The organism is Bradyrhizobium sp. OAE829 (assembly GCF_040546575.1).
Taxonomy (GTDB): domain Bacteria; phylum Pseudomonadota; class Alphaproteobacteria; order Rhizobiales; family Xanthobacteraceae; genus Bradyrhizobium.
In genome coordinates, this window is record NZ_JBEPOE010000001.1 from 7,544,991 (window position 1) to 7,566,281 (window position 21,291).

The window sequence follows — 21,291 nt, forward strand, 5'->3', positions numbered from 1 at the left end:
CTCGACACCAAGAAGGAGCGATGAGGATGGATCAACTCAGTGGCATGGATGCCTCCTTCCTGCATCTCGAAACGCCGGAGACGCCGATGCATGTCGGTAGCCTGATGGTGTTCGAGCTCCCCGAGGGATATCAGGGCGACTACTACGAAGAAATGAAGACCATGCTTGGCAAGCGCCTGCATCTGGCTTCGGTACTGTGCCGCAAACTGGCGCAGATGCCCTTCGAGCTCGCCGAACCGGTATGGATCGAGGACGATGACATCGATCTCGACTATCACGTGCGCAGCGTTACGCTGCGTCGCCCCGGCACGATGGCGCAGCTTGAGCAGTTGATCGCGCGGCTGCATTCGACGCTGCTCGACCGCAGCCGGCCATTGTGGGAAATGTACATTATCGAGGGCCTCGAGAACGGACAGGTCGCGTTCTATTCCAAGGCGCACCACAGCGGCGTCGACGGCAAGGCCGGGGTCGAGCTTGCCAAGGTGCTCTATGATGTCTCGCCGCAAATGCGCGAGGTGCCGCCGCCCCGCCGCAAGCGCAGCAGCGGCGTCTCCTACCAGCTTGGCGTCACCGAACTGTTGCAGGCGGCGGTCGCCAATTCGGCCCAACAATATCGTAAGCTGGCGGATCTGTTGCCCACCGCAGCCAAGGCGCTCACCGCGGCGGCAACCGTCCTCGCAAGCCAGCGCACGACCGGCGGCGAACGCTCCCTGAATCTCGGCCTCGCCCCAAGGACGATCTTCAACGAATCAATCACCAACCAGCGCTCCTACACGACGCTGTCGCTGCCGCTGGCGGACATCAAGGAACTCGGCAAGCGGGTTGGCGGCACCGTCAACACCATCGTCATGGCCGTGTGCAGCGTCGCGCTGGATCGCTTCCTCAGGGAGCGGGATCTGCTTCCGAAGGAACCGCTCATCGCGATGGTTCCGGTGAGTCTTCGCACGGAAGGCGACAGCGCCATGAACAACCAGGTGTCCATGGTCCGCGTCGACCTGGCGACCGACATCAAGGACCTGCCTACGCGATTTAAGGCGATCCATGCCTCGTCCGAGGCCGCCAAGGCGGTGGTGCGGGAGCTCAAGCCGGTGCTCGGGGTCAACGTGCCGATCACGGGCTCGCCATGGCTCATGACCGGGCTCGCCTCGCTGCTCGGCCGCTCCAACTTCGCGGGCCGCGCGCCCGCGGCCGGCAATGTCATGATCTCCAATGTCCCGGGCCCGTCGATGCCGCTCTACATGGCCGGGGCGCGGATGGTGCACTACCACCCGGTGTCGATCCCGTTTCATGGCAGCGCGCTGAACATCACGGTGCAAAGCTACGCCGGCCTGCTGGAGTTCGGCCTCACCGCCTGTCGCCGCGTGCTGTCGCAGGACGAATCCTACGAACTCGTAGAGCACCTGCGGGCCGCGCTGCGCGAAATCGAGGCGCTGCCTCCGGTCGAGCTGGCGCCTGGAGGTGCATCAGGTGCCGATGCATCCCGGCGATCCGCATGATAGGCTGACTGACATAAAGATAAGCAATCCTTGGGAGGGGAACCATCATGCATCCGACTGGCGCGCAGACGTCCTCGCCGCAATCGCTGGCGTTGGAGAGCGGTGAGCTCAAGGCGGTATTCTCGAAGGTTAGCTGGCGCCTCATCCCGCTGCTGCTGATCGCCTACATGATCGCCTATCTCGATCGCATCAACATCGGCTATGCGCAGCTGCAAATGAAGCAAACTCTGCCGTTCGACGATGCCGTCTACGGCCTGGGCGCGGGGATATTTTTTATCGGATACTTTCTGTTTGAAGTGCCGAGCAACCTTCTCCTGGAGAGAATCGGTGCGCGCAAGACGCTGTTGCGTATCATGGTGCTCTGGGGTCTGACCGCATCGGCGATGATGTTCGTGTCCACGCCACTGCAGTTCTACGTGTTGCGATTCCTGCTCGGTGTCTTCGAGGCAGGTTTTTTCCCAGGTGTCATTCTGTATTTCACCTACTGGTATCCATCGGTGCGGCGCGGCCAGGTCATCGCGATCTTTATGTCCGCTACCACGATCATTTCCGTACTTGCCGGACCGCTTTGCGGCGCTACCTTGAAATATTTCGACGGGGTCGGCGGGCTTTACGGTTGGCAATGGCTGTTCCTGGTGCAGGGATTGCCGGCGGTTTTTCTTGGGTTCCTGGTGTATTTCCTTCTGGAGGACAAACCCGCGAATGCCAGCTGGCTCTCGAAGGACGAGAAGAAGCTGCTTGAAGACAGCCTTGCGCATAACGTGAAGGGTGTCGGAAGGGAGCCTGCCGGCACGTTCGGCGGCTTGCTGCGGGATCCGAAAGTGTATGCCCTTTCGCTCGTTTATCTGCTCCTGCTGGGTGCTACCTATACGATGGTGTTCTGGCTGCCGACCTTGATTCAGAGTTGGGGGGTCAAGGATCTGTTGCTCGTCGGGATCTACGCGGCCATCCCTAACGCAGTCGGTGTCATCGGCATGATCCTGATCGGCCGGCATTCCGACAAGTGGCGCGAGCGGCGCTGGCATTTTGCAGCATGTGTGGTGATTGCTGCGATCGGCCTCTTCGTGACGACGCTGCTGCAGGGCAACCTGGTCGGATCGCTCCTGGCGCTGTCGTTCGCCGTGATCGGGATCGCGTCTGCCACGCCTCTGTTCTTTGCGTTGATCAGCGAATACCTCTCGGTCGGAGCTGCCGCTGGCGGCCTCGCGCTCATCAGCAGCCTCGGCAACCTCGGTCCGGCGATAAGTCCGACGATCAACGGGCTCATTGTCAGGAGCACAGGTGACAATACTTACAGCATGTATTTCGTGATAGCGCTCTACCTTCTGTCCGGGCTGCTCCTGCTCCTGACGATCCGGCCAACTTCAATCGCGGCTGTGCCGGCGGCTGCGCACTGACGGAACCTGACACGATGCCTGTTGAGTTGGGCGACTGCGACGCGTCGCGCCGGTAAAAGCGAGGGAGATGAGCACGTGAGCGGCTTAGCCCGAGCCCTCTGATCTATGCTCATTTGCAGGCCTGCGCAGCGAAGGGGTCAAAAGGAGTTCACGCGAAGGTTTGTGCCTCTGCTCACAACGGATGAGCTAATTCGGCGACCGGTTCGCTGTCCTAGGACAGTTGCGCGATGCTGTCGCGATGCGCTGGCAGGCCTCCATGAGTTCGGCGGCGAGGTCGATTTCTCCAGGGATCTCCGACACCCCGATCGACGAAAGCCGGGAGGCCGGCCGGAAATGCGATGATGTCGGAAGCGGCACGTTCACGGCAATTTCCATTCAATCCACGTCGAACTTGACGCCCTGGGCGAGCGGCAGTGTGCGGCCATAGTTGATCGTGTTGGTGGCGCGGCGCATGTAGGCCTTCCAGGCATCCGACCCGGACTCACGTCCGCCGCCGGTTTCCTTCTCGCCGCCGAATGCGCCGCCGATCTCGGCACCTGAGGGGCCGATGTTCACGTTGGCGATTCCGCAATCGGAGCCGCGCGCCGACAGAAAGGCTTCAGCCTCGCGCAGATCGTTGGTGAAGATCGAAGACGATAACCCTTGCGGAACGGCATTGTGCAATTCGATCACCGCATCGAAGTCGTTGTATTTGATGACATAAAGGATCGGCGCAAAAGTCTCGCGCTCGGCCGTTCCGGTCTGTCCACCGATCTCGACCAGCGCCGGGCGGACATAGAAGGCCGCGTCGGCGCCTGCCACGGCGACGCGGTCGCCGCCGACAATCGCCGCACCGGCGGCCCTGGCTTCGCCGAGGGCGCGCTGCATCGATTCATAAGCGTGGCCGTCGATCAGAGGGCCGACCAGATTGCCGGTGAGGGGATTGCCGACGGAAACGGACTGATAGACCTTCCTCAGGCGCGGCACGAAGCTGTCATAGATGCTCTCGTGAACGAAGAGGCGGCGAAGTGTAGTGCAGCGCTGGCCGGCCGTGCCCATGGCCGCGAAGGCGACACCGCGCAGCGTCAGGTCGAGATCCGCCGTCGGCGTGACCACCGCCGCATTGTTGCCGCCGAGCTCCAGAATGGCGCGGGCGAAACGCTGCGCCAGCTTCGGCGCGACGGCGCGTCCCATCGCGGTCGAACCGGTCGCCGAGACCAGGGGAACCCTGGTGTTGTTCACGAGGGTATCACCGATCTCGCGCCCTCCGACCAGCACGGCAGACAACCCGTCGGGCGCTGCACCGCCATCGGCCTTGAAACGCTTCAGGGCGCGGGCGAACAGCGCGTCCGTCGCCAAGGCGGTGAGGGGCGTTTTCTCCGACGGCTTCCAGACGATGCTATTGCCGCAGACCAGCGCCAGCGCGGCATTCCATGACCAGACCGCGACCCGGGAAATTGAACGCCGAGATGATGCCGGTGACACCGAGCGGATGCCAGGTCTCCGCCATCCGGTGCTCTTGGCGCTCGGTTGCGATCGTCAAGCCGTAGAGCTGCCGGGAAAGCCCCACGGCATAGTCGCAAATGTCAATCATCTCCTGCACTTCGCCGAGACCTTCGGACTCGATCTTGCCGGCCTCGATGGAAACCAGCCGGCCGAGCGCGCGCTTGCTGGCGCGCAGCTCTTCGCCGAGCAGCCGCACCAGTTCACCGCGCTTGGGAGCAGGGATCAGGCGCCATTGCAGGAAAGCCGCATGGGCTTTTTCGATCGCCGAGGCCGCGCCGGCGGCGTCGATCTCCCTGACATGCGCCACGGTTTCACCGGTGATCGGGGTTCTCGCGACCAGCGTGCCACCGGTATAGCTGACAGGTTCGACACCGAGCTCAACCAGAAGCGCGTCGACGTCGGCCTTGAGCGAGAGGTCTTTGGTTTTGGCGGATTGTTTGTCTGACATGAGGGGCTCTTTCCGAGGGCTCGCGTTGATTTCAGAGAAGGCGGCTGTCAGCGATTGGCGCCGCGCTCCCGGTCGATTGCGCCATACACCACCATACACTGACCAGCCGGGCCTGAGCACGCGTGCTCCCCGCAACAAAATCCGTGTAACTGGCCCCCTTTCATCAAAGCGACACATATGTCATTATAGAAATACAAATGATCGAAGCCGGGTTTTGAACCGCCGGCTCGCTGGACCGCTGAGGGAGGATCACCCGTGAAGAAGATGGCATTCATTGCGGCTTTGTTCGGGGTTTGGGCGTTGGCCGCGCCCGCTCAGGCGGCGCGTGTCGAGGTACAATGGTGGCACGCCATGAGCGGCGTATTGGGCGAGCGGCTCAACGAGCTGGTCGAGAAGTTCAACGCATCCCAGGATAAATATACCGTCGTGGCGGTCGCCAAAGGCAATTACGACGAGGTAACCAATGGCGTGATCGCGGCCTATCGTGCCAAGCGGCCGCCGGAAATGGTGCAGATCGCCGAGCGCGGCTACATGACCATGCTGCTGTCGGGCGCCGTGGTGCCAGTGCAGGACCTTCTGGACCAGAAGGGCTACAAGGTCGACTTCTCCGATTTCATCAAGCCGGTGGCGAGTTTCTGGAGCTACAAGGGCCGCATGTCCGCGATGCCGTTCAACTCCTCGACGCCGATCTTCTGGTACAACAAGGACCACTTCCAGAAAGCCGGCTTCGACAAGCCGGCTGCAACCTGGCAGGAACTGGAGACACAACTCTACGCCATCAAGGCCAAGGGCGTCAGTGAGTGTGGCACGGTGCTGCCGGGCGACTTCTTCTGGAGCCTGCTGGAAAACTACAGCGCCATCAACAACCAGCCCTACGGAACGCTTGCCAACGGTTTCGACGGACTCGGCACCGAATTCGTCTACAACAAGACCAAGGTAGTCTCGCAAGTAACGCGTCTGAAAAAATGGCTCGATGATGGCGTCATGCAGATCGCCGGTCAGGGCTTTAGCCCGGAACAATTGTTCACCTCCGGACGCTGCTCGACCTTCGTCAATTCGACCGCATCGCACGGCAATATCGAGCGCAACGCCAAGATCAACTGGAGCGCCACCTTCCTGCCGCACGAGAGCGATATCAATCCTCCGCTCAACAGCACCATTGGTGGTGGCGCCATCTGGGTGATGAAGGGCCATACGCCGGAACGCTACGACGCGGTCGCTGCCTTCCTCGATTTCGTTGCCCAGGCGGAGACGCAGGTGTGGTGGCATGGCGTGACCGGATACGTCCCGGCGACCAACAAGGCCTATGCGCTGGCGCGCGAGCGCGGCTATTACAAGGAGCATCCGACCCGCGAGATCGCGGTGCTGCAACTCTCGCGCGGCACGCCCAATGACAACTCGCGCGGCTTCCGCTTTGGCAGTTTCGTGCAGACGATGCTGGCGCAGCGCAGCGAGGTGGAAGCGGTGTTCACCGGCCAGAAGCAGCCGCAGCAGGCGATGGATGACGCCGTCAAGCGCGGCAATGAGATCCTGCGCCAGTTCGAGAAGCTCAACGCCGGAAAAGGCACCGAGTGGGCCCCCGAGGCGAAATGAAGGCAGGCAGCCCGATCGCAACTTCGTCGATCTGGCCGGAAGCGCCGGCAGATCCTCCTTCCGGCTTGGCCAGATCGCAGCACAAGGTGCCCGGCGAAACTGCCGCCGGGCGTAGTGTGGTGAGGGAACGGGCCAGTCAGGCGCGGACGCCCAAGCGTGGCCGGCCTGATCGGGAACCCGGACTGAAGCGGGCGAATTTCGGCCGCGGCGCCGGCCTGCCGACGCTGTTGCTGCTGCCGCAGGTGTTGATCCTGGTGTTCTTCTTCTTCATCCCGTCGCTGCGGGCGCTGACGCAATCCGTCCTGTTGAGCGATCCGTTCGGCACCACCGTCCATTTCGTGTGGTTCGACAACTTCAAGGCGCTGTTTGCGAGCGGCGAGTATCGCCAGTCGCTCGTGACGACGGCCTGGTTCACGGTGGCGCAGAACGTGATTACGCTGGCGATTGCCGTCGTTCTTGCATTCGCCACCGACCGGGTGGTGCGCGCGCGATCGGTCTACCGGACTCTCATCCTGCTGCCCTATGCGATCGCGCCCGCGATTGCCGGCATCCTGTGGGCGTTCCTGTTCAATCCGGTCGTTGGCCCGCTCGCACACATGTTGCACGCGCTCGGGATTTCCTGGGATCCCAATCGCAATCCGAACGACGCGCTGTGGCTCGTGATCATGGCGGCGTCATGGAAACACATCTGCTACGACTACATCTTCCTGGTGGTCGGCCTGCTGGCGGTGCCGGTCTCGCTGATGGAAGCCGCCGCCGTCGACGGTGCCGGGCCGATCCGGCGGTTCTTTCTCATCGCACTGCCGATGCTCGGACCGACCATCTTCTTTCTCGCCGTGATGAATTTTATCTACGGCTTCTTCGAAACATTCGCGATCATCGATGCCGTCACCCATGGCGGGCCGGCCGGCGCGACCAACATCCTGGTCTACAAGGTCTTCGTCGATGGTTTCATCAACCTCGACCTCGGCTCCTCGGCGGCGCAATCGGTTCTGTTGATGACCTTCGCGCTGATTTGCACGCTGCTGCAGTTCCGCTATTTCGACCACAAGGTCAATTACGGGGTCTGACCGCATGGTGGAACGCGCACCCATCCTCGATATGATCTGCCACGCGATCCTGATCGCCGGCGCGATGCTGGTGTGCGTGCCGCTCTACTTCGCGTTCGTCGCGGGCTCGCTGACGATCGCCGAGGTGCAGAAGGTGCCGCTGCCGTGGCTACCGGGCGACCAATTTCTTGCCAATCTGCAGACGGCCTGGGTCAAGGCCGACTTCAGCCGCAGCTTTCTCAATTCCATTGTGGTGGCGCTCGGCATCACTGCGGGAAAGATCGTGGTGTCCTTGCTCTCCGCCTTCGCCATCACCTATTTCCGCTTCCGTTACCGGATGCTGGCGTTCTGGTTGATCTTCATGTCGCTGATGCTGCCGATTGAGGTGCGGATCGTGCCGACGTTCGAGGCGGTGGCGAACGCCGCGCTGCCGCTGCAATGGCTGGCCGACCTGCTGCATGTTGCCGAACTCTGGAAATGGATCAGCGGCCACGACGTGGCGATCGCGCTGGAATGGAACATGGTCAACACCTATCCGGGGCTGATCCTGCCGCTGATCGCGTCCGCCACTGCGACCTTCCTGTTCCGACAGTTCTTCCTCACCGTGCCGGATGAGTTATGTGAGGCGGCAAGGCTCGACGGCGCGTCACCGCTGCGGTTCTTCTGGAGCATCCTGCTGCCGCTGTCGGTCTCGAACATCGTCGCACTCTCGATCATCCTGTTCCTGTTCGGCTGGAACCAGTATCTGTGGCCGCTGCTGTTCACCACCGACAAGGACATGGCGACCGCCGTGATCGCGCTGAAGAATTTGATCCCGCGCGCCGACAGCGAGCCCGCCTGGAACATCGCCATGAGCGGCGCACTGCTCGCGATGCTGCCGCCGACGCTCGTGATTCTGCTGTTGCAGCGCTGGTTCCTCAAAGGGCTCGTTGACAGCAGTAAATAGGGGACCCATCATGGTTTTTATCGCCGGACACCGCGGCGCCCGCGACCTTTGGCCGGAGAACAGCCTGCTCGGCTTTCGCAATCTGCGCGGACTTGGCGTTGACGCGGTCGAGTTCGATATTCATCAGAGCGTCGATGGTGGCCTGGCCGTCATTCACGATCCGCTGCTCGATCGGACCGCGCATGACGCCGGGCCGGTCGGCGTTCGGACGCTGAAACAATTGACCGCCATCCGTCTGCGCGAAGCCGGCGAAGAATGCATTCCAACGCTCGATGCCGTGCTCGATGTGTACAGCGAGTCACCGCTCGAGCTTCACATCGAGATCAAGACCGACGCCTTCGGCAATCCCTATCCGGGAATCGAAGGGCGGCTCATCGAGGCGGTCAAGCGGCGCGGGCTGGAGCGGCGCGCGGTGCTCACCTGCTTCGTCCCTGACGTGATCGCGACGTTGCGGAGGCTGTCGCCGCAGGCGCGTGTGCTGGCTTCGCTGGACCGCAGGTCGGCGGAAATGATGGGCGGCATCTCGCCGGCGTTCGACCGTCTCGCCGCGATACCCGATTGCATCGTGGCGGTCGAGAAGTCGCTGCTGACGCTGACACTGCCGCTGGCGCTGAAGGTCTTCGGTCGCGACCGGCTCGGTGCCTGGGTGACGAACGAGCCGCACGATATCGCCCACTGGCTCGCCCAGCCGGTGCGGCAGATCACCACCGACCGGCCCGATCTCGCCGTGAAAATCAGGCGCGAACTGACGTCCGCGTCTGTGCCGTCATGAGCGGCATCACGATCCCGCGCCGGCGATTCCTCGCAGGCTCATTGGCCAGTGCCGCGATGGCCGCGCCATTCGGGATCGTGCGCGGTGCGCCGGTGGCATTCAACGCGGACCCTTACACGCTCGGCGTAGCCTCCGGCTGCCCCCGCGAGGACCGCGTCATTCTGTGGACACGGCTCGCGCCCCGACCGCTCGAAGAGGGCGGCATGCCGCCTGCGCCGGTCGAGGTCGAGTGGCAGGTCGCGGAAGATGAAGGATTTGCGCGCATCGCCACGAAGGGCGTCGTGCAGGCGACGGCGGAGCTCGCGCATTCGGTGCGTGCCGAGGCAACGGGCCTGCGGCCGGGCCGCGTCTACTGGTACCGGTTTCGCGCCGGTGCGGCGGTGAGCCCGGTCGGGCGTACCCGCACCGCGCCGGCCGCGGGCAATAGCGGCTTCCGCTTCGCTTTTGCCTCCTGCCAGCAGTACGAGCAGGGCTATTTCGCCGCGTATCGCGACATGGCGGCGCGCGATCTCGATCTGATCGTGCATCTCGGCGATTACATCTACGAAAAGTCCTGGGGCTCGCGTCACGTCCGCCAGCACGGGGTCGGGATTCCAACCACGCTTGCCGAGTTTCGCAATCGCTACGCGTTGTACAAATCCGACGCCGACCTGCAGGCCGCCCACGCCGCCTTACCGTGGCTTTCGATCTGGGACGACCATGAGGTGGCGGATGATTACGCCAATGACCGCTCCTACACGACGCGCGATCCGGAGCAGTTCCTGAAGATGCGCGCCGCTGCCTATCAGGCCTATTACGAGCATATGCCGCTGCCGCCATCTGCCCGTCCGATTGGACCGAATGCGACCATCTACGAGCATTATCGCTTCGGCGACATGCTGGACATCATGCTGCTCGACGACCGGCAGTACCGCTCCGCGCCCGCCTGTGTGAAGGGAGGGCGCCCGACCACGGTGCCGGACTGTCCGGAGCGAACCGAGGAGGAACGCTCCATGCTCGGCCGGCCGCAGGAGCAGTGGCTCGACGCACGATTGCGCGACAGCCGCGGGCGCTGGACCGTTGTGGCGCAGCAGACTCTGATGGCCGAGAGCAAGCGCAAGGCGGACGAGGGCAGCCGCTTCTGGATGGATGGCTGGGACGGCTACCCCAATGCCCGCCGCCGGCTGCTCGATTCGATCGTGTTGCACAAATTGCGCAACCCGGTCGTCATCGGCGGCGATCGCCACGCTTACTTTGCCGCCGACCTCAAGCGCGATTATTCGCAGCCACATGAAGCGACCGTGGCGACCGAATTCGTCGGCACCTCGATCTCTTCCGAGGGGCCGAGCGAGAGCAGCGTGGCCAAGGCGCTCGCCGACAATCCGGGCCTGACCTATGCGCGGGGCGACAAGCGTGGCTATGCGACCGTCGAACTCGATGCGCGATCCTGCACGGTCGGTTTCGAGGCGCTCGACGACGTCAAGGATGTGAAGAGCGGTGTGCGCCGGCTCGCGACCTTCGTGGTCGAGGATGGTGCGCCCGGCGTGAAGGCGGCCTGATGCCGATAGCCACCAGGACAGATCTGATGGCGCTGATGCGCGGCGCCGAGCCGGTGGTGGCGGAGGCGGCTGCGACGCTGGTCGCGATGCAGCGCGCGCCGCTTGCGACCGCACGCAAGGAACTACGTGACATCGTCACCGACGCCGACCTTGCCGCGGAAAGGATCGTGATCGATGGACTGAGGTCGCTGACCCCAGGGGCGGCGATCCTGTCGGAGGAGCGGGGTTTTAGCGGCAACACAAGCGGATCGCGCTGGATCATCGATCCGCTCGACGGCACGGTGAATTACGCCTCCGGGCTGCCGTGGTATTCGGTCAGTGCGGCCTACCATGATGGCGGTGAGGCGCTGGTCGGCCTGGTTCAATCGCCGCTGGCCGATGTCAGCGCCCGCTACGTGCAGGGCGCGCTTGCCACCGTGAATGGTGAGCCCGTGCGGGTGTCGAGCACGCGGTCGCTTTCCGATGCGGTGGTATCGGTGATCCTGACCTCGCATTATCAACCCGACGAGGTGCGGACGGCCGCTGCCATCATCGAGCGGCTCGGCTCGGCGGTTCGCGGCGTCCGCATCGTGGTCTCGGGCGCGCTCGAGATGACATGGATCGCGGCCGGCCGGCTCGACGCCTTCGTGTCGATCAAGGCCGATCTCGTATCGCACGCTGCGGCGATGCCGCTGGTGCGCGCCGCAGGCGGACGCGTGACCACGATTGCGGGCGAGGCTTCGCAGTTTGACGATCTGCAAAAGATCGCCTCAAATGGGCACATCCATGACGAGCTTTTGCGGTTGCTCGAGGAGATTGCGCTTTGAGTGACCAGACCATCCTGCGGGTCGCCTGGCTCTACTATATGGAGAACCTGACCCAGGCCGAGATCGGCGAGCGGCTCGGACTGACGCGGGCGCGCGTCAACCGCATGCTCTCGGAGGCGCGGCACAGCGGCATCGTGAGTATCAGGCTGAACTCGGCGTTCGCAAGCTGTACCGAGCTCGAACATCAGTTGCGGCAACAATGCGGGCTCGACGACGCGGTGGTGATCCCGAGTCCGGAAAATCCCGAACTGGTGGCAAGCCTGATCGGAATGGCCGCGGGAGCCTATTTGTCGAAATTCCTGGAAGAGAAGAAGCCGCGCACGATCGGCATCGGCTGGGGTGCGACGTTGCGCGAAACCATCCGCCACGTGACACCAGCGGAGTATCCGGATCTCTGGATCGTCTCGATGATGGGCGGGCTCTCGCGCGGGCTCGAACTCAATACTTTCGAGATCGCAGGCGAGTTGGCGCGCCGGCTGCACGCCAAATGCAGCTATCTGGCGGCCCCGATCTATGCCAGCAGCCGGCGCTCGCGCGACACCTTCATGGCACAGGAGGTCTATGCGGAGGTGTTGGACCGCGTCGAGCGGATCGATCTTGCGCTGCTCAGCATGGGCGACCTCTCGCCGCGTTCGCTCCTGGTGCGGCACGGGCTGCCGCCCGATGTCGGCATCGAGGATCTGCGCGCTGCCGGCGCCGTCGGTGACGTGCTCGGCCAGTATCTCGAGCAGTCTGGCCGGCAGATCAACCACGGCATCAATTCGCGCGCCATCGCCTTGCCGATCGAGAAGCTGGCACGGGCGCCGACCGTGATGCTGATTGCGGGCGGCACCAACAAGGTGCCGGTCATCGCGGCGGCGCTGCAGGGTCGGATCGGCAAGGTGCTGGTGACGGACGAGAAGGCCGCCGCCGGCGCGCTCAAGCTGATCGGCAAGCGGCGGATGGGCTGAGCGATCTGGTTCGACAAGCCGCGAATTTGGATTCGGCCGCGCAAGACCACGCGGCGCGGCGAGTTTCTGCAGCTGCGCGCGCCGTCGCCGGAACGGTGCAATGAGGGGAATCCAGCCGCGGCTTCTCGGTTCTATCATCGGCGCCTCTGAATACGATCACCCGAATGCGCGGGTGATGACAACTGAATATGTGGCCGCGATCTCGCGGCGCATTGCGCCCGAGCTTTGCCAGAAACTCCCGCCCTCTCAAAACAGAGGGCGCAGGGAATGCCGGATGCGCGCTGCACCCGCGGTCTCGTGTGCGGTTAGTGCTAAGTAGGCTGCACACGAGCATACAGGGCAGCGGAGAACATCCGACATTCCCTGCGCAATGGCTTTACGGCTTATGCCGTGATCTCCCCGGAGACGAGTTCTTGGTTGACTCCGTCACTGCCATTTCCGCTCACGCTTCTCCGACAGCTTGACACCAGCAACGGGTGCCAGGACCACACGGTTTTGCCGTACGCTCGATCCACGCCGTCGTCTGACGTGAGCCCAGCGTCCACCGCAACCCGCCCAACGTCCGTGACGACGGCCGACGCCCTTCTGACCAGGACGGGATGGGCAATATATGCACCTGATTTCGCTTCCGGTAAACAGAAATATTTCTTGATTCGGGCTTGACATGATTTCCGAAAACACGAAGTGATTTGCCCGTCGGGTTGATTTGTCGCAGGCGGGCCGCAAGATTGTGCTTGCGTGCGAGGCGAAGCAGCTGGCGTTTCGTGATCGGCTGGGAGGCGCCGGGCGAAGCTCGTAGATGGGTAACGGGCTTTTGCCTCTGCCCACTGCAGATTGTTCTTCTCCATTCACGGAAAGTTAGGGCTCGCTCCGCGTTCCCGTTTACAACCCGAGGATGTGATGCCTAATTTGTCCTCGGGCAACGAATCGACGCTTTCTCGTCGCCGTCGCGCACCGGCATTAGTGCTCGGGAGGTCAGGCAGTGGTTTATTTCATGACTGATGCGACGGCGTCATGGGGGCAGGTGAAGCATGCCTTCCTTGACGCCGACAGTGATCGGGAGGTCGACGCCAAGATACGCGAGCAGATCCAGGCCCCCGTGTTTCCGGTCCGCCTCAAAGCCGAAGATTGGAACAGCGGCGAGACCACCTGGCTCCTCGACGTCATCGCGCCCTCGCAGAAGGTCGCCACCGCCGTGCTCGCGAACTTCAAGCAGGTGGTGAAGGACAAGCCGGTGCGGATTCATCCGATCGTGAGCCAGCTGGTCGATCCGGCTGTGCTGGAGAAGATGAAGGTCAAGCCGGTGGGGGAGGCGGGAACCGCTGAGACGACCGGGAGTGCGTGATGATTCCGGGGGCAAGCGCAGTATGATGCCAGCCCGTGAAAATGCCGCTCCACACTGATTCAGGAAAACAGCATCATGGTTTTCGAAGACAACTGGGCCTATCCGTGGCCGACTAGCATGTATGACCCGGTGCTGAAGATCATACTTCGGCCAAGTCATGGGCGCGAGCCGGAGCCGAACGATGTTTCGTTCGCGGCATATTATGATCCGGAAATGATACCTGGATACTATTCCAGACCCAAGACTGCCGAAGAACGCGAGCTGGATTTGCGTTATGAAAGTTCGGCCAGATTTGCCGACGACCCAATTGCGGTACAATCGCTATCAACACGAAACATTTTTGAAGGTCCTCCTCGGTCGTTTCGTGCCCAAGCTGAAATTTCAGGTAACACGCTCCGGGTAAAATTCCTGAAGCAGCTTCAGTCTGCGGATGAAGCCCGCGGAGATGAGTTGTACTGGGCTAAGGCATACCTGGATGGGATAAAAAAATCGAATGTTCCAATAGTATCGGCGTTTCCGCGGGAATTGTTGATCTATCTATTGAAGAACTACATCCATCTTCCGGGCTTGCCGGACGACGCAGATGTTCCGCTCGCATCTCACCCGAACCTCCGGCGCATTGAGATGTGCGTGTCGCAGACTGTCATGACGGAAATCCTCAAACTCAATCCGAGCGATTATGAGCAAGTCGAGCCCGATTGGTATTGTCTTGCGTCGCAGGAGTTGAACCCATGACTCCCTTTGAGGAATCAGCTCGCGTAGGGCGGGTTCTCTTTAACCCGCCATCTCGCGATCCAAGCGGCGGGTTAAAGAGGAACCCGCTCTACGAAGCTGCAAGGAACTTTCGTGATGTCCGACCAAGCCGACAGTGACCGATACGACCCGACGACGCCCGAGGAACTCCTCGCATTGGCGAAGCACCTTGCCGCCGACCCGAAACTGGATGCGATCTTCCGGCGCGTTGGGCTGCACAAGCCGTTCGATCGAACACCTGACGAATACCACCGGATCATTGCCAGCCGCGAAGCATTCGCGCCCCAACTGCATAACCGGCTTTGTTCTGCCGACAACCATTTCCTTGCCGAAGCCCTGGCGAGGCGTCGCCATGGTGGCTTGATATCGTCAGACGCGGACGCGTTGGCCTTTCTGGCTGATCGCATTCGGCACGTCCGAGCAGAGAGTGCGAGCAGCCGGCTTCTGGAATCCGAGATCAAGGACATCATGAGAAATTTGCTGGATTCGCCGTTCTTCCAGAAGTTCGAAGAGTATCGGCGGCGGAAAGCGGAAGTGATCAAGACAGATATCGATCCGTATGAAAATATCAGCGCGTTCGTAAGCGACCAACTATGGATCTACGGCCTGGGAGGTCGAGGGTGGTCACGGGTTCAGGGCATCGTCACCAGCTTCTTGAATCGCCTTTGGTTCGATGCGGTGCCAGATCTATCGCCAGCGACGGTCGAGCGCATGCTTGAATCGCCAGGTGAACGCCTTTTGCTCCGCGACGACGACCTGCCTCGTAAGGGATAAGGGATAAGGGATAAGGGATAAGGGATAAGGGATAAGGGATAAGGGATAAGGGATAAGGGATGGCTATGGTGAGCTCGCGTAGGCGGGTTCTCTTTAACCCGCCATCGAGAGAGATACTTCATGGTCTTCCGCGACGACTTTATCGAGGTTCAACCGGGTTTCCTCATTGATCCGTCGTTGAAGCTTCGTGTCCATATCGGTGGGCAAGGCGACGGCTTGGATGACCCGGCGGGCCTGTGCATCGGATACGATCCTGAAATCGATCCGGGTCAGCTGCTTGTACCCCCGTCCGAGGAGGATCGTAGAATCTGGCTGATGTCGCCGCTGACGGCTCACCTTGTCGACGTCCCCATGATCTTCCAGTCGCGACGCTACGACTTCGTTTACGGCTTCTTCTTTTGGAGCATCGAGGGGGATCGCGTCCGATACAAGTTTCAAGACGATACATACTCGCTCGGGTTAACGGCAAAGGTGATGGAGCTTCGCCATTTTCCGGCAATATCCAACAATATGCGCGATACGCTTCTGTATGCGATCAGTTCGGCGTCCCGCCTTACAGAGGTGAAAGGAGCCGATTTCAGTTCTCCTGGATACGCCGAGGTCAAATCTGTTGAAGTCTGGATACGCAGCGAGGCGCTCGTTGACTTCTTCAACCTGCCGCTGACCGAATTCACCTCTCCCGAACCCGGCTGGGTGATCCTGTCGTCACGAAAGATCGTGCGATGCGAAGGCTGAGACGACGGGGGTGATCGGTGATTTTTAGCGCAGCAGCGAAGGAGGTGGGTTTCGCGCAGGGCTCAACCCTTCCTGCGCGCTGGGTAGCCTTGATTGTTCTTTTTTGCGTCACCGCGCCGTGTGAAAGGGCTTATGCGATGAACGATCTTCCGGGTTCATCTCAACCAAAGTTCGTGCAAGATGCTGTCGCCCACTGGTGGTCGCCGACCGCCCCGGACGGCCAAGAGTTTGAATTGCCTTCGGGCATAAAGACCTGCGCGCGGCTTAAAGTGCGGTTCGTTGAGAAAATTATCTGGGTGGCTGCGCGCGTCGGTCCCGGTTATCCATTTGAAGCGAGCTTCCTTGTCGAAGACAATTTTGGCGATCAGCAATATGGCAACGGCAAAATCATAAAATCGTCCTTTTACGTTCAATACAACGACGTTCATTTTGGCCGATCAGAAATAGACCGGAAACTGGGCCCTGGTGACTTTTGGTTTCAGGATCGCAACGACGCAAATCTTGTTCTTAGGCTGCTTCCGAGTGGGCATCAGCCAGAGACTCCCGTCGCGTATGTATGTGCCTTTAAAGAAGGTGAACGGGTCTTGTTATCGTATTTTTTAAAGAGGTCGCCACCGCGTCCGTGGCCATTTTGATTTTCGGCAGCCGTCCGTCCGCGTCGACCGCGACGCAAAGGTTTGAAGAGAAGCAAGGCTTGGCGGGCACCTGGCAGGCAAGGGTAGGGAGCGTAGGGCGGGTTCGCTTTAACCCGCCATCTCGCGGTCCAAGCGGCGGGTTAAAGAGAACCCGCCCTACGAGGCTGAATGCCTGAAGAGAATATTATGCCAACAGCGCGGCGCGCTGGAACAGCGGCGAGACCACCTGGCTGCTCGACGTCATCGCCCCCTCGCAAAAGGTCGCCACCGCCGTGCTCGCGAACTTCAAGCAGGTGGTGTGCGTCAGCGCTTCAGGGCTGCGATCTTTGGACCGACCCGAACCTCGTGAGTGCGTTGTTCTTGAGCGGTCGGCTCGAAGCGGCGCTGAAAGCCGCCAAACTGACCCGCAATGTGCGGCGAGCCAGATGCACGATAGTGAATGAAGGTTGAGGGCGCGGTCATGGGCTCCGAAGCAACGTCTATTCCGTTCCGTTACTTCAACTTTCAGATTCATCACCTTATTCCAGAAGAAGTCTTTAATCAGCTCGCGTAGGGCGGGTTCTCTTTAACCCGCCATGTCGCGATCCAAGTGGCGGGTTAAGAGAACCCGCCCTACGCAGCTGGATGCCTGGAGAGGATATTATACCAACAACGCCCCACGCGTTGGCAAATTCCAATCGGCGCAGCGCTATATCCAGCCGTATATCGCAGCGCGATCGATCATCACGCCATCGCCAACAACCTCATCGCACACCGGACAGCGGGCCGCTTTAACCTTGTCTAACCCGAAGTTCCGCGACGGACCGGGACAAAAGAGACACAAAATGTAACCGGCCGACAAATCGCGAAATGTTTTTGGTGGCAGTCGCGTTTTCGTCTTGAGGTTGTAAAAGTATTAAGGTTCTATGAACGGACAGGAACAGGGGTGGTGGGGCCACTTCCGATCATAGGCGGCAGGACGACGCGCGCGCATCGACGGTTTCGGCCAGACGGCCGAACCGGTCGGGCGTCCACTTGCCGCCATGCTAACGGAAGGTGCCGCCGGCTAAAAATGCCGGCCAATCTGCGGTCTGGTCGATGGCGGGCTTTGACCTGCGCGAGACCCGGCTGCAAGCTGCGCCGATCATCCTCGATCTGGATGGCAGGGGTGTCGAGACACAGCGCGCCGCCCAGTCCTCGGCGATGTTCGATATCGACGGTAACGGGATTGAGGCGCGTCAGAGAAGCTGATGGCCCGGCTGAAAGCTCAACCTGGGGTGCTTCGCTTTGCGGCGCGATCGAGGACGCCGTGACAAGGAAAGCGTGTGTCCACCATGGTCCAAAGGTGCTTGCGAACTGGGACCACGCAATGGGTGAGGGGAGGGTTTTGTTCCTCCCGCCACTTGCCGAATCCAGCCCATCGCCCGGGTCGACTAGACCGCGTGCCAGTCGATGGAGTGCGACCCGACGGTCAGGTTCGCGGCGATATCATCGCCGTCCATCTGCCACTGGGCGACATTGCCGCTGGCGTTCTGCCACAGCACGTCGGCCTTGCCGTCATCGTTGTAGTCGCCGGTGCTGATCACGCTCCAGCCGGCGGCCGATCCGACCGTGGTGTTGGAGGCGATGTGGTCGCCGTCCATCTGCCACATGGCGACACCACCCTGGTCGTTCTGCCACAGCACGTCAGCCTTGCCGTCGCCGTTGAAGTCGCCGGTGCCGGCGGCGTGCCAATTGCTTCCGACCGATCCGACCGTGGTGTTGGAGGCGATATGGTCGCCATCCATCTGCCACATCGCGACTTTGCCCTGGCTGTTCTCCCACAGGATGTCAGCCTTGCCGTCACCGTTGAAGTCGTCGGTGCCGATCACCTTCCAATCGGTTCCGACCGATCCGACCGTGGTGTTGGAGGCGATGTGATCGCCGTCCATCTGCCACATCGCGACCTTGCCCTGGCTGTTCTCCCACAGGATGTCGACCTTGCCGTCACCTGAGAAGTCGGCGACGTCGACGATCTTCCAATCGGAGCTGGCAGATCCGACCGTGGTGTTGGAGGCAATGTGGTTGCCGTCCAGCTGCCACATCGCAACACCACCCTGGTCGTTCCGCCACAGCAGATCGGCCTTGCCGTCACCGTTGAAGTCGCCGATGCCGGTCTCATGCCAGTTGCTTCCTGCCGATCCGACGGTAGCGTTCAGGTCGATATGGTTGCCGTTGAGCTCCCAGACCGCGACACTGCCGCTGCTGTTGCGGAACAGGACATCGCTGATGCCGTCGCCATTGAAATCGTTAGGGACGTGATGGGTCGCGGCAGCATCGTCATTGACGATGGTGCCGACGCCCTGGCCGTCAGCGATGGTGGCGCCGTTGGTGGCTGCGGAGAGATTGACGCTGAAGGTCTCGTTGGCCTCGACCTTGGTATCGCCATTGACGACGATCGAGATCGTCTGGGTGTTGACCCCGGCGTCGAAATGCACACTGCCGGTATTCGCAAGATAGTCGCCGTCCGCCGCGGTCGCGGAGCCGTCGGCCGTCGCGAAGTCGACGTCGAAGGCCGCGCTGCCGCCGGTACGGGTCACCGTGAAGGTCTCGATCTGGGAGCCGTTGTCGCCTTCAGTGATGTTGACATCGCTGATGGCAACCGAACCGGAAACCGGTGTGGCATCGTCATTGACGATGGTGCTGACGCCCTGGGCTTTGGCAATCGTGGCGCCGTTGGTCGCGCCCGAGAGATTGACGTTGAAGCTCTCGTTGGCCTCGACCTTGGTGTCACCATTGACGACGATAGAAACCGTCTGGGTGTTGACCCCGGCGTCGAAATGCACCTTCCCGGTATTCGCAACATAGTCGCCGTCCGCCGTGGTCGCGGAGCCGTCGGCCGTCGCGAAGTCGACATCGAATGCCGCGCTGCCGCCGGTACGGGTCACCGTGAAGGTTTCGATCTGGGAGCCGTTGTCACCTTCAGTGATGTTGACATCGCTGATGGCAACCGAACCGGCAACCGGTGCCGCATCGTCATTGACGATGCTGCTGACGCCCTGGGCTTTGGCAACCGTGGCGCCGTTGGTCGCGTCTGACAGGTTCACGTTGAAGCTCTCGTTGGCCTCGACCTTGGTATCGCCATTGACGACGATCGAGATCGTCTGGGTGTTGACCCCGGCATCGAAATGCACACTGCCGGTTTTCGCGACATAGTCGCCGTCCGCCACGGTCGCGGAGCCGTCGGCGGTCGCGAAGTCGACGTCGAATGCCGCGCTGCCGCCGGTACGGGTCACCGTGAAGGTCTCGATCTGAGAGCCGTTATTGCCTTCGGTGATGTTGACATCGCTGATCGAGACTGAACCGGCAACAGGCGCCGGCTCTGCTGTGGTCTCGAGTTCGGCAAAATCCACGGGGCCGTCAGAAAACTGGACGTGCTCGATATTCTTGATGGTGTCTGTGCCATCGGGCGAGCCGGCGCGTTGATCGGTCAGGATCGCGGTCGTTGCGTTGACGAGGGTGACCTTGTAATCCGACTGCTTGCCGTGGAAGACAGCCGTATCGTCGCCGTTGCCGCCGTCGAGGGTGTCGTTGCCGCCGTTGCCGCCAGACAGCGTGTCGCTGCCGACGCCGGCCGTGATGGCGTCGTTGAACTGGCTGCCGAGGATCGTGTTGTTGTGTCCATCCGTATGTTGATCGTTGAGATACACGCCGTCCGTCGTGAGCCGGTAGATCGTGACGCTGCTCCTCACGGTGTTGTTGTCGTAGTCTTGCCAATGCTCGCTGATGATGCCGTTCGAGTTGTCGACGACCTGGATCTGACCGGGGTGGTTGCCGTCGGCGTTGAGGCCGGCGGTGACGGTGACGGTGTGAACGCCGCCGTCGGTCCGCTGCATGCGGACGATATCGCCGGCCTGCACCTTGCTTTGCCAGTCGTCAACGGCGATGGCGGCATCGTTTCCGCGATAGGCGATGCGCCAAAAGCCGCTTTCCTCGTTCGCGCTGACGTTAGTGGTGTTCGCCGACTGGGAGTCGAGCGTTGCGCCTGCGGACGCCGCGATGGCGCTCGCGATGTTGTGGCAATCATTGGCATTGGCCACGCCGTTCTCGGCCGTCGCGATCATTCTTGCGGTCGACACGATGTCGGCCGCGGTCGGGATATGGTCGGCGGCGAACGGTGCGTCCAATTGCTGCGGAAGGGCGGTGATGGCAAGATTATGCCCGACAGAGTCGCCACTGGCGGGCGTGAAGCTTTCCGGCACCGTCAGAAACAGGTTCGGCGCGATGTTGTTGCCGATCACGATCTGCACGTCCTTGAAGTGGGCTGCGCCGATGTTGCCGAGGTCCACACCGGCGGGCGCGACGGCGTGGGTGAGGACCTTGTTGTTCGGATCCCAATAGCTCAAATTGCTGGCAGCCAATGCAGCGGCATCTAACGTGAAGATGCTGACGTTTTGGATCCTGCTGGCATCCTCGCCATAGGTCTGCTTCAGCAGATCGAGCAGGCTCACCGTTCCTGTACCCACCGGGCCGCTGATCGAGATTGGCAATGCGTCCTTGAAGAATGTATTGGTGCCCATGATGATTGTCCCTTTTGATCGAACGAGCCAC

General features: G+C 61.5%; 16 protein-coding genes and 1 pseudogene. 15 read left to right on the forward strand and 2 right to left on the reverse strand.

The annotated features are described in order from the left end of the window. The first annotated feature begins 26 nt into the window (after positions 1-26). Both ABIE49_RS35775 and ABIE49_RS35780 read left to right on the forward strand, forming a co-directional pair. On the forward strand, positions 27-1,496 hold the full coding sequence (locus ABIE49_RS35775; protein WP_192734526.1) for a WS/DGAT/MGAT family O-acyltransferase: 1,470 nt from the start codon (positions 27-29) through the stop codon (positions 1,494-1,496). Positions 1,497-1,588: 92 nt separating this feature from the next. Then, positions 1,589-2,893, forward strand: coding sequence for an MFS transporter (locus ABIE49_RS35780; RefSeq protein WP_354067142.1), 1,305 nt, complete (start codon positions 1,589-1,591; stop codon positions 2,891-2,893). A gap of 375 nt (positions 2,894-3,268) precedes the next feature. Here the strand turns inward: ABIE49_RS35780 and amaB are convergent. Continuing rightward, a pseudogene (amaB, locus tag ABIE49_RS35785) lies at positions 3,269-4,826 on the reverse strand (L-piperidine-6-carboxylate dehydrogenase). Positions 4,827-5,090: 264 nt separating this feature from the next. Between amaB and ABIE49_RS35790 the strand changes: the two are divergent. The 13 genes from ABIE49_RS35790 to ABIE49_RS35850 all read left to right on the forward strand — a co-directional run bounded on the left by ABIE49_RS35790 (position 5,091) and on the right by ABIE49_RS35850 (position 17,952). Then, complete coding sequence (locus tag ABIE49_RS35790; RefSeq protein WP_192734749.1) at positions 5,091-6,419, forward strand: extracellular solute-binding protein; 1,329 nt, start codon at positions 5,091-5,093, stop codon at positions 6,417-6,419. Next, entirely contained in the window at positions 6,416-7,489 is a 1,074-nt protein-coding gene (locus ABIE49_RS35795) for an ABC transporter permease subunit (protein ID WP_192734529.1), read from the forward strand. The genes ABIE49_RS35790 and ABIE49_RS35795 overlap by 4 nt, the downstream gene beginning before the upstream one ends. A 4-nt stretch (positions 7,490-7,493) precedes the next feature. Further along, a complete protein-coding gene (locus ABIE49_RS35800; protein WP_192734530.1) occupies positions 7,494-8,414 on the forward strand; it encodes an ABC transporter permease subunit in 921 nt (306 codons plus the stop codon). 10 nt (positions 8,415-8,424) lie between these two features. Then, complete coding sequence (locus ABIE49_RS35805) at positions 8,425-9,186, forward strand: glycerophosphodiester phosphodiesterase family protein (protein WP_192734531.1); 762 nt, start codon at positions 8,425-8,427, stop codon at positions 9,184-9,186. Then, the gene (locus tag ABIE49_RS35810) at positions 9,183-10,724 is read left to right on the forward strand and encodes an alkaline phosphatase D family protein (RefSeq protein WP_210337137.1); all 1,542 of its coding nucleotides are present in this window, start codon (positions 9,183-9,185) and stop codon (positions 10,722-10,724) included. Before ABIE49_RS35805 ends, ABIE49_RS35810 begins: the two co-directional genes overlap by 4 nt. Then, the gene (locus ABIE49_RS35815; RefSeq protein WP_192734532.1) at positions 10,724-11,530 is read left to right on the forward strand and encodes an inositol monophosphatase family protein; all 807 of its coding nucleotides are present in this window, start codon (positions 10,724-10,726) and stop codon (positions 11,528-11,530) included. Before ABIE49_RS35810 ends, ABIE49_RS35815 begins: the two co-directional genes overlap by 1 nt. Next, on the forward strand, positions 11,527-12,480 hold the full coding sequence (locus ABIE49_RS35820) for a sugar-binding transcriptional regulator (RefSeq protein WP_210337138.1): 954 nt from the start codon (positions 11,527-11,529) through the stop codon (positions 12,478-12,480). Before ABIE49_RS35815 ends, ABIE49_RS35820 begins: the two co-directional genes overlap by 4 nt. A 994-nt stretch (positions 12,481-13,474) precedes the next feature. Further along, positions 13,475-13,825 (forward strand): toxin-activating lysine-acyltransferase, encoded by a 351-nt coding sequence (locus ABIE49_RS35825; protein ID WP_354067143.1) that lies wholly within the window; start codon positions 13,475-13,477, stop codon positions 13,823-13,825. Between the two features lie 75 nt (positions 13,826-13,900). Further along, entirely contained in the window at positions 13,901-14,560 is a 660-nt protein-coding gene (locus ABIE49_RS35830) for a hypothetical protein (protein WP_192734533.1), read from the forward strand. Positions 14,561-14,674: 114 nt separating this feature from the next. Then, positions 14,675-15,352, forward strand: coding sequence for a hypothetical protein (locus tag ABIE49_RS35835; protein WP_192734534.1), 678 nt, complete (start codon positions 14,675-14,677; stop codon positions 15,350-15,352). Between the two features lie 120 nt (positions 15,353-15,472). After that, positions 15,473-16,087 (forward strand): hypothetical protein, encoded by a 615-nt coding sequence (locus ABIE49_RS35840; RefSeq protein WP_192734535.1) that lies wholly within the window; start codon positions 15,473-15,475, stop codon positions 16,085-16,087. Between the two features lie 17 nt (positions 16,088-16,104). After that, positions 16,105-16,722 carry a hypothetical protein gene (locus tag ABIE49_RS35845; RefSeq protein WP_192734536.1) on the forward strand — a complete coding sequence of 206 codons (618 nt, stop codon included), beginning with the start codon at positions 16,105-16,107 and terminating at the stop codon, positions 16,720-16,722. A gap of 1,077 nt (positions 16,723-17,799) precedes the next feature. Beyond that, complete coding sequence (locus ABIE49_RS35850) at positions 17,800-17,952, forward strand: hypothetical protein (protein ID WP_192734537.1); 153 nt, start codon at positions 17,800-17,802, stop codon at positions 17,950-17,952. 182 nt (positions 17,953-18,134) lie between these two features. Here ABIE49_RS35850 and ABIE49_RS35855 read toward each other — a convergent pair whose 3' ends face one another. Next, on the reverse strand, positions 18,135-21,260 hold the full coding sequence (locus ABIE49_RS35855) for a beta strand repeat-containing protein (RefSeq protein ID WP_192734538.1): 3,126 nt from the start codon (positions 21,258-21,260) through the stop codon (positions 18,135-18,137). Positions 21,261-21,291: the final 31 nt, after the last annotated feature.

Bases quoted from the DNA above. Each gene is read 5' to 3' on its own strand.
- ABIE49_RS35775 (WP_192734526.1), top strand. From the start codon at position 27: ATGGATCAACTCAGTGGCATGGATGCCTCCTTCCTGCATCTCGAAACG.
- ABIE49_RS35790 (WP_192734749.1), top strand. From the start codon at position 5,091: ATGGCATTCATTGCGGCTTTGTTCGGGGTTTGGGCGTTGGCCGCGCCC.
- ABIE49_RS35795 (WP_192734529.1), top strand. From the start codon at position 6,416: ATGAAGGCAGGCAGCCCGATCGCAACTTCGTCGATCTGGCCGGAAGCG.
- ABIE49_RS35800 (WP_192734530.1), top strand. From the start codon at position 7,494: ATGGTGGAACGCGCACCCATCCTCGATATGATCTGCCACGCGATCCTG.
- ABIE49_RS35805 (WP_192734531.1), top strand. From the start codon at position 8,425: ATGGTTTTTATCGCCGGACACCGCGGCGCCCGCGACCTTTGGCCGGAG.
- ABIE49_RS35810 (WP_210337137.1), top strand. From the start codon at position 9,183: ATGAGCGGCATCACGATCCCGCGCCGGCGATTCCTCGCAGGCTCATTG.
- ABIE49_RS35815 (WP_192734532.1), top strand. From the start codon at position 10,724: ATGCCGATAGCCACCAGGACAGATCTGATGGCGCTGATGCGCGGCGCC.
- ABIE49_RS35825 (WP_354067143.1), top strand. From the start codon at position 13,475: ATGACTGATGCGACGGCGTCATGGGGGCAGGTGAAGCATGCCTTCCTT.
- ABIE49_RS35830 (WP_192734533.1), top strand. From the start codon at position 13,901: ATGGTTTTCGAAGACAACTGGGCCTATCCGTGGCCGACTAGCATGTAT.
- ABIE49_RS35835 (WP_192734534.1), top strand. From the start codon at position 14,675: ATGTCCGACCAAGCCGACAGTGACCGATACGACCCGACGACGCCCGAG.
- ABIE49_RS35840 (WP_192734535.1), top strand. From the start codon at position 15,473: ATGGTCTTCCGCGACGACTTTATCGAGGTTCAACCGGGTTTCCTCATT.
- ABIE49_RS35850 (WP_192734537.1), top strand. From the start codon at position 17,800: ATGGCGGGCTTTGACCTGCGCGAGACCCGGCTGCAAGCTGCGCCGATC.
- ABIE49_RS35855 (WP_192734538.1), bottom strand. From the start codon at position 21,260: ATGGGCACCAATACATTCTTCAAGGACGCATTGCCAATCTCGATCAGC.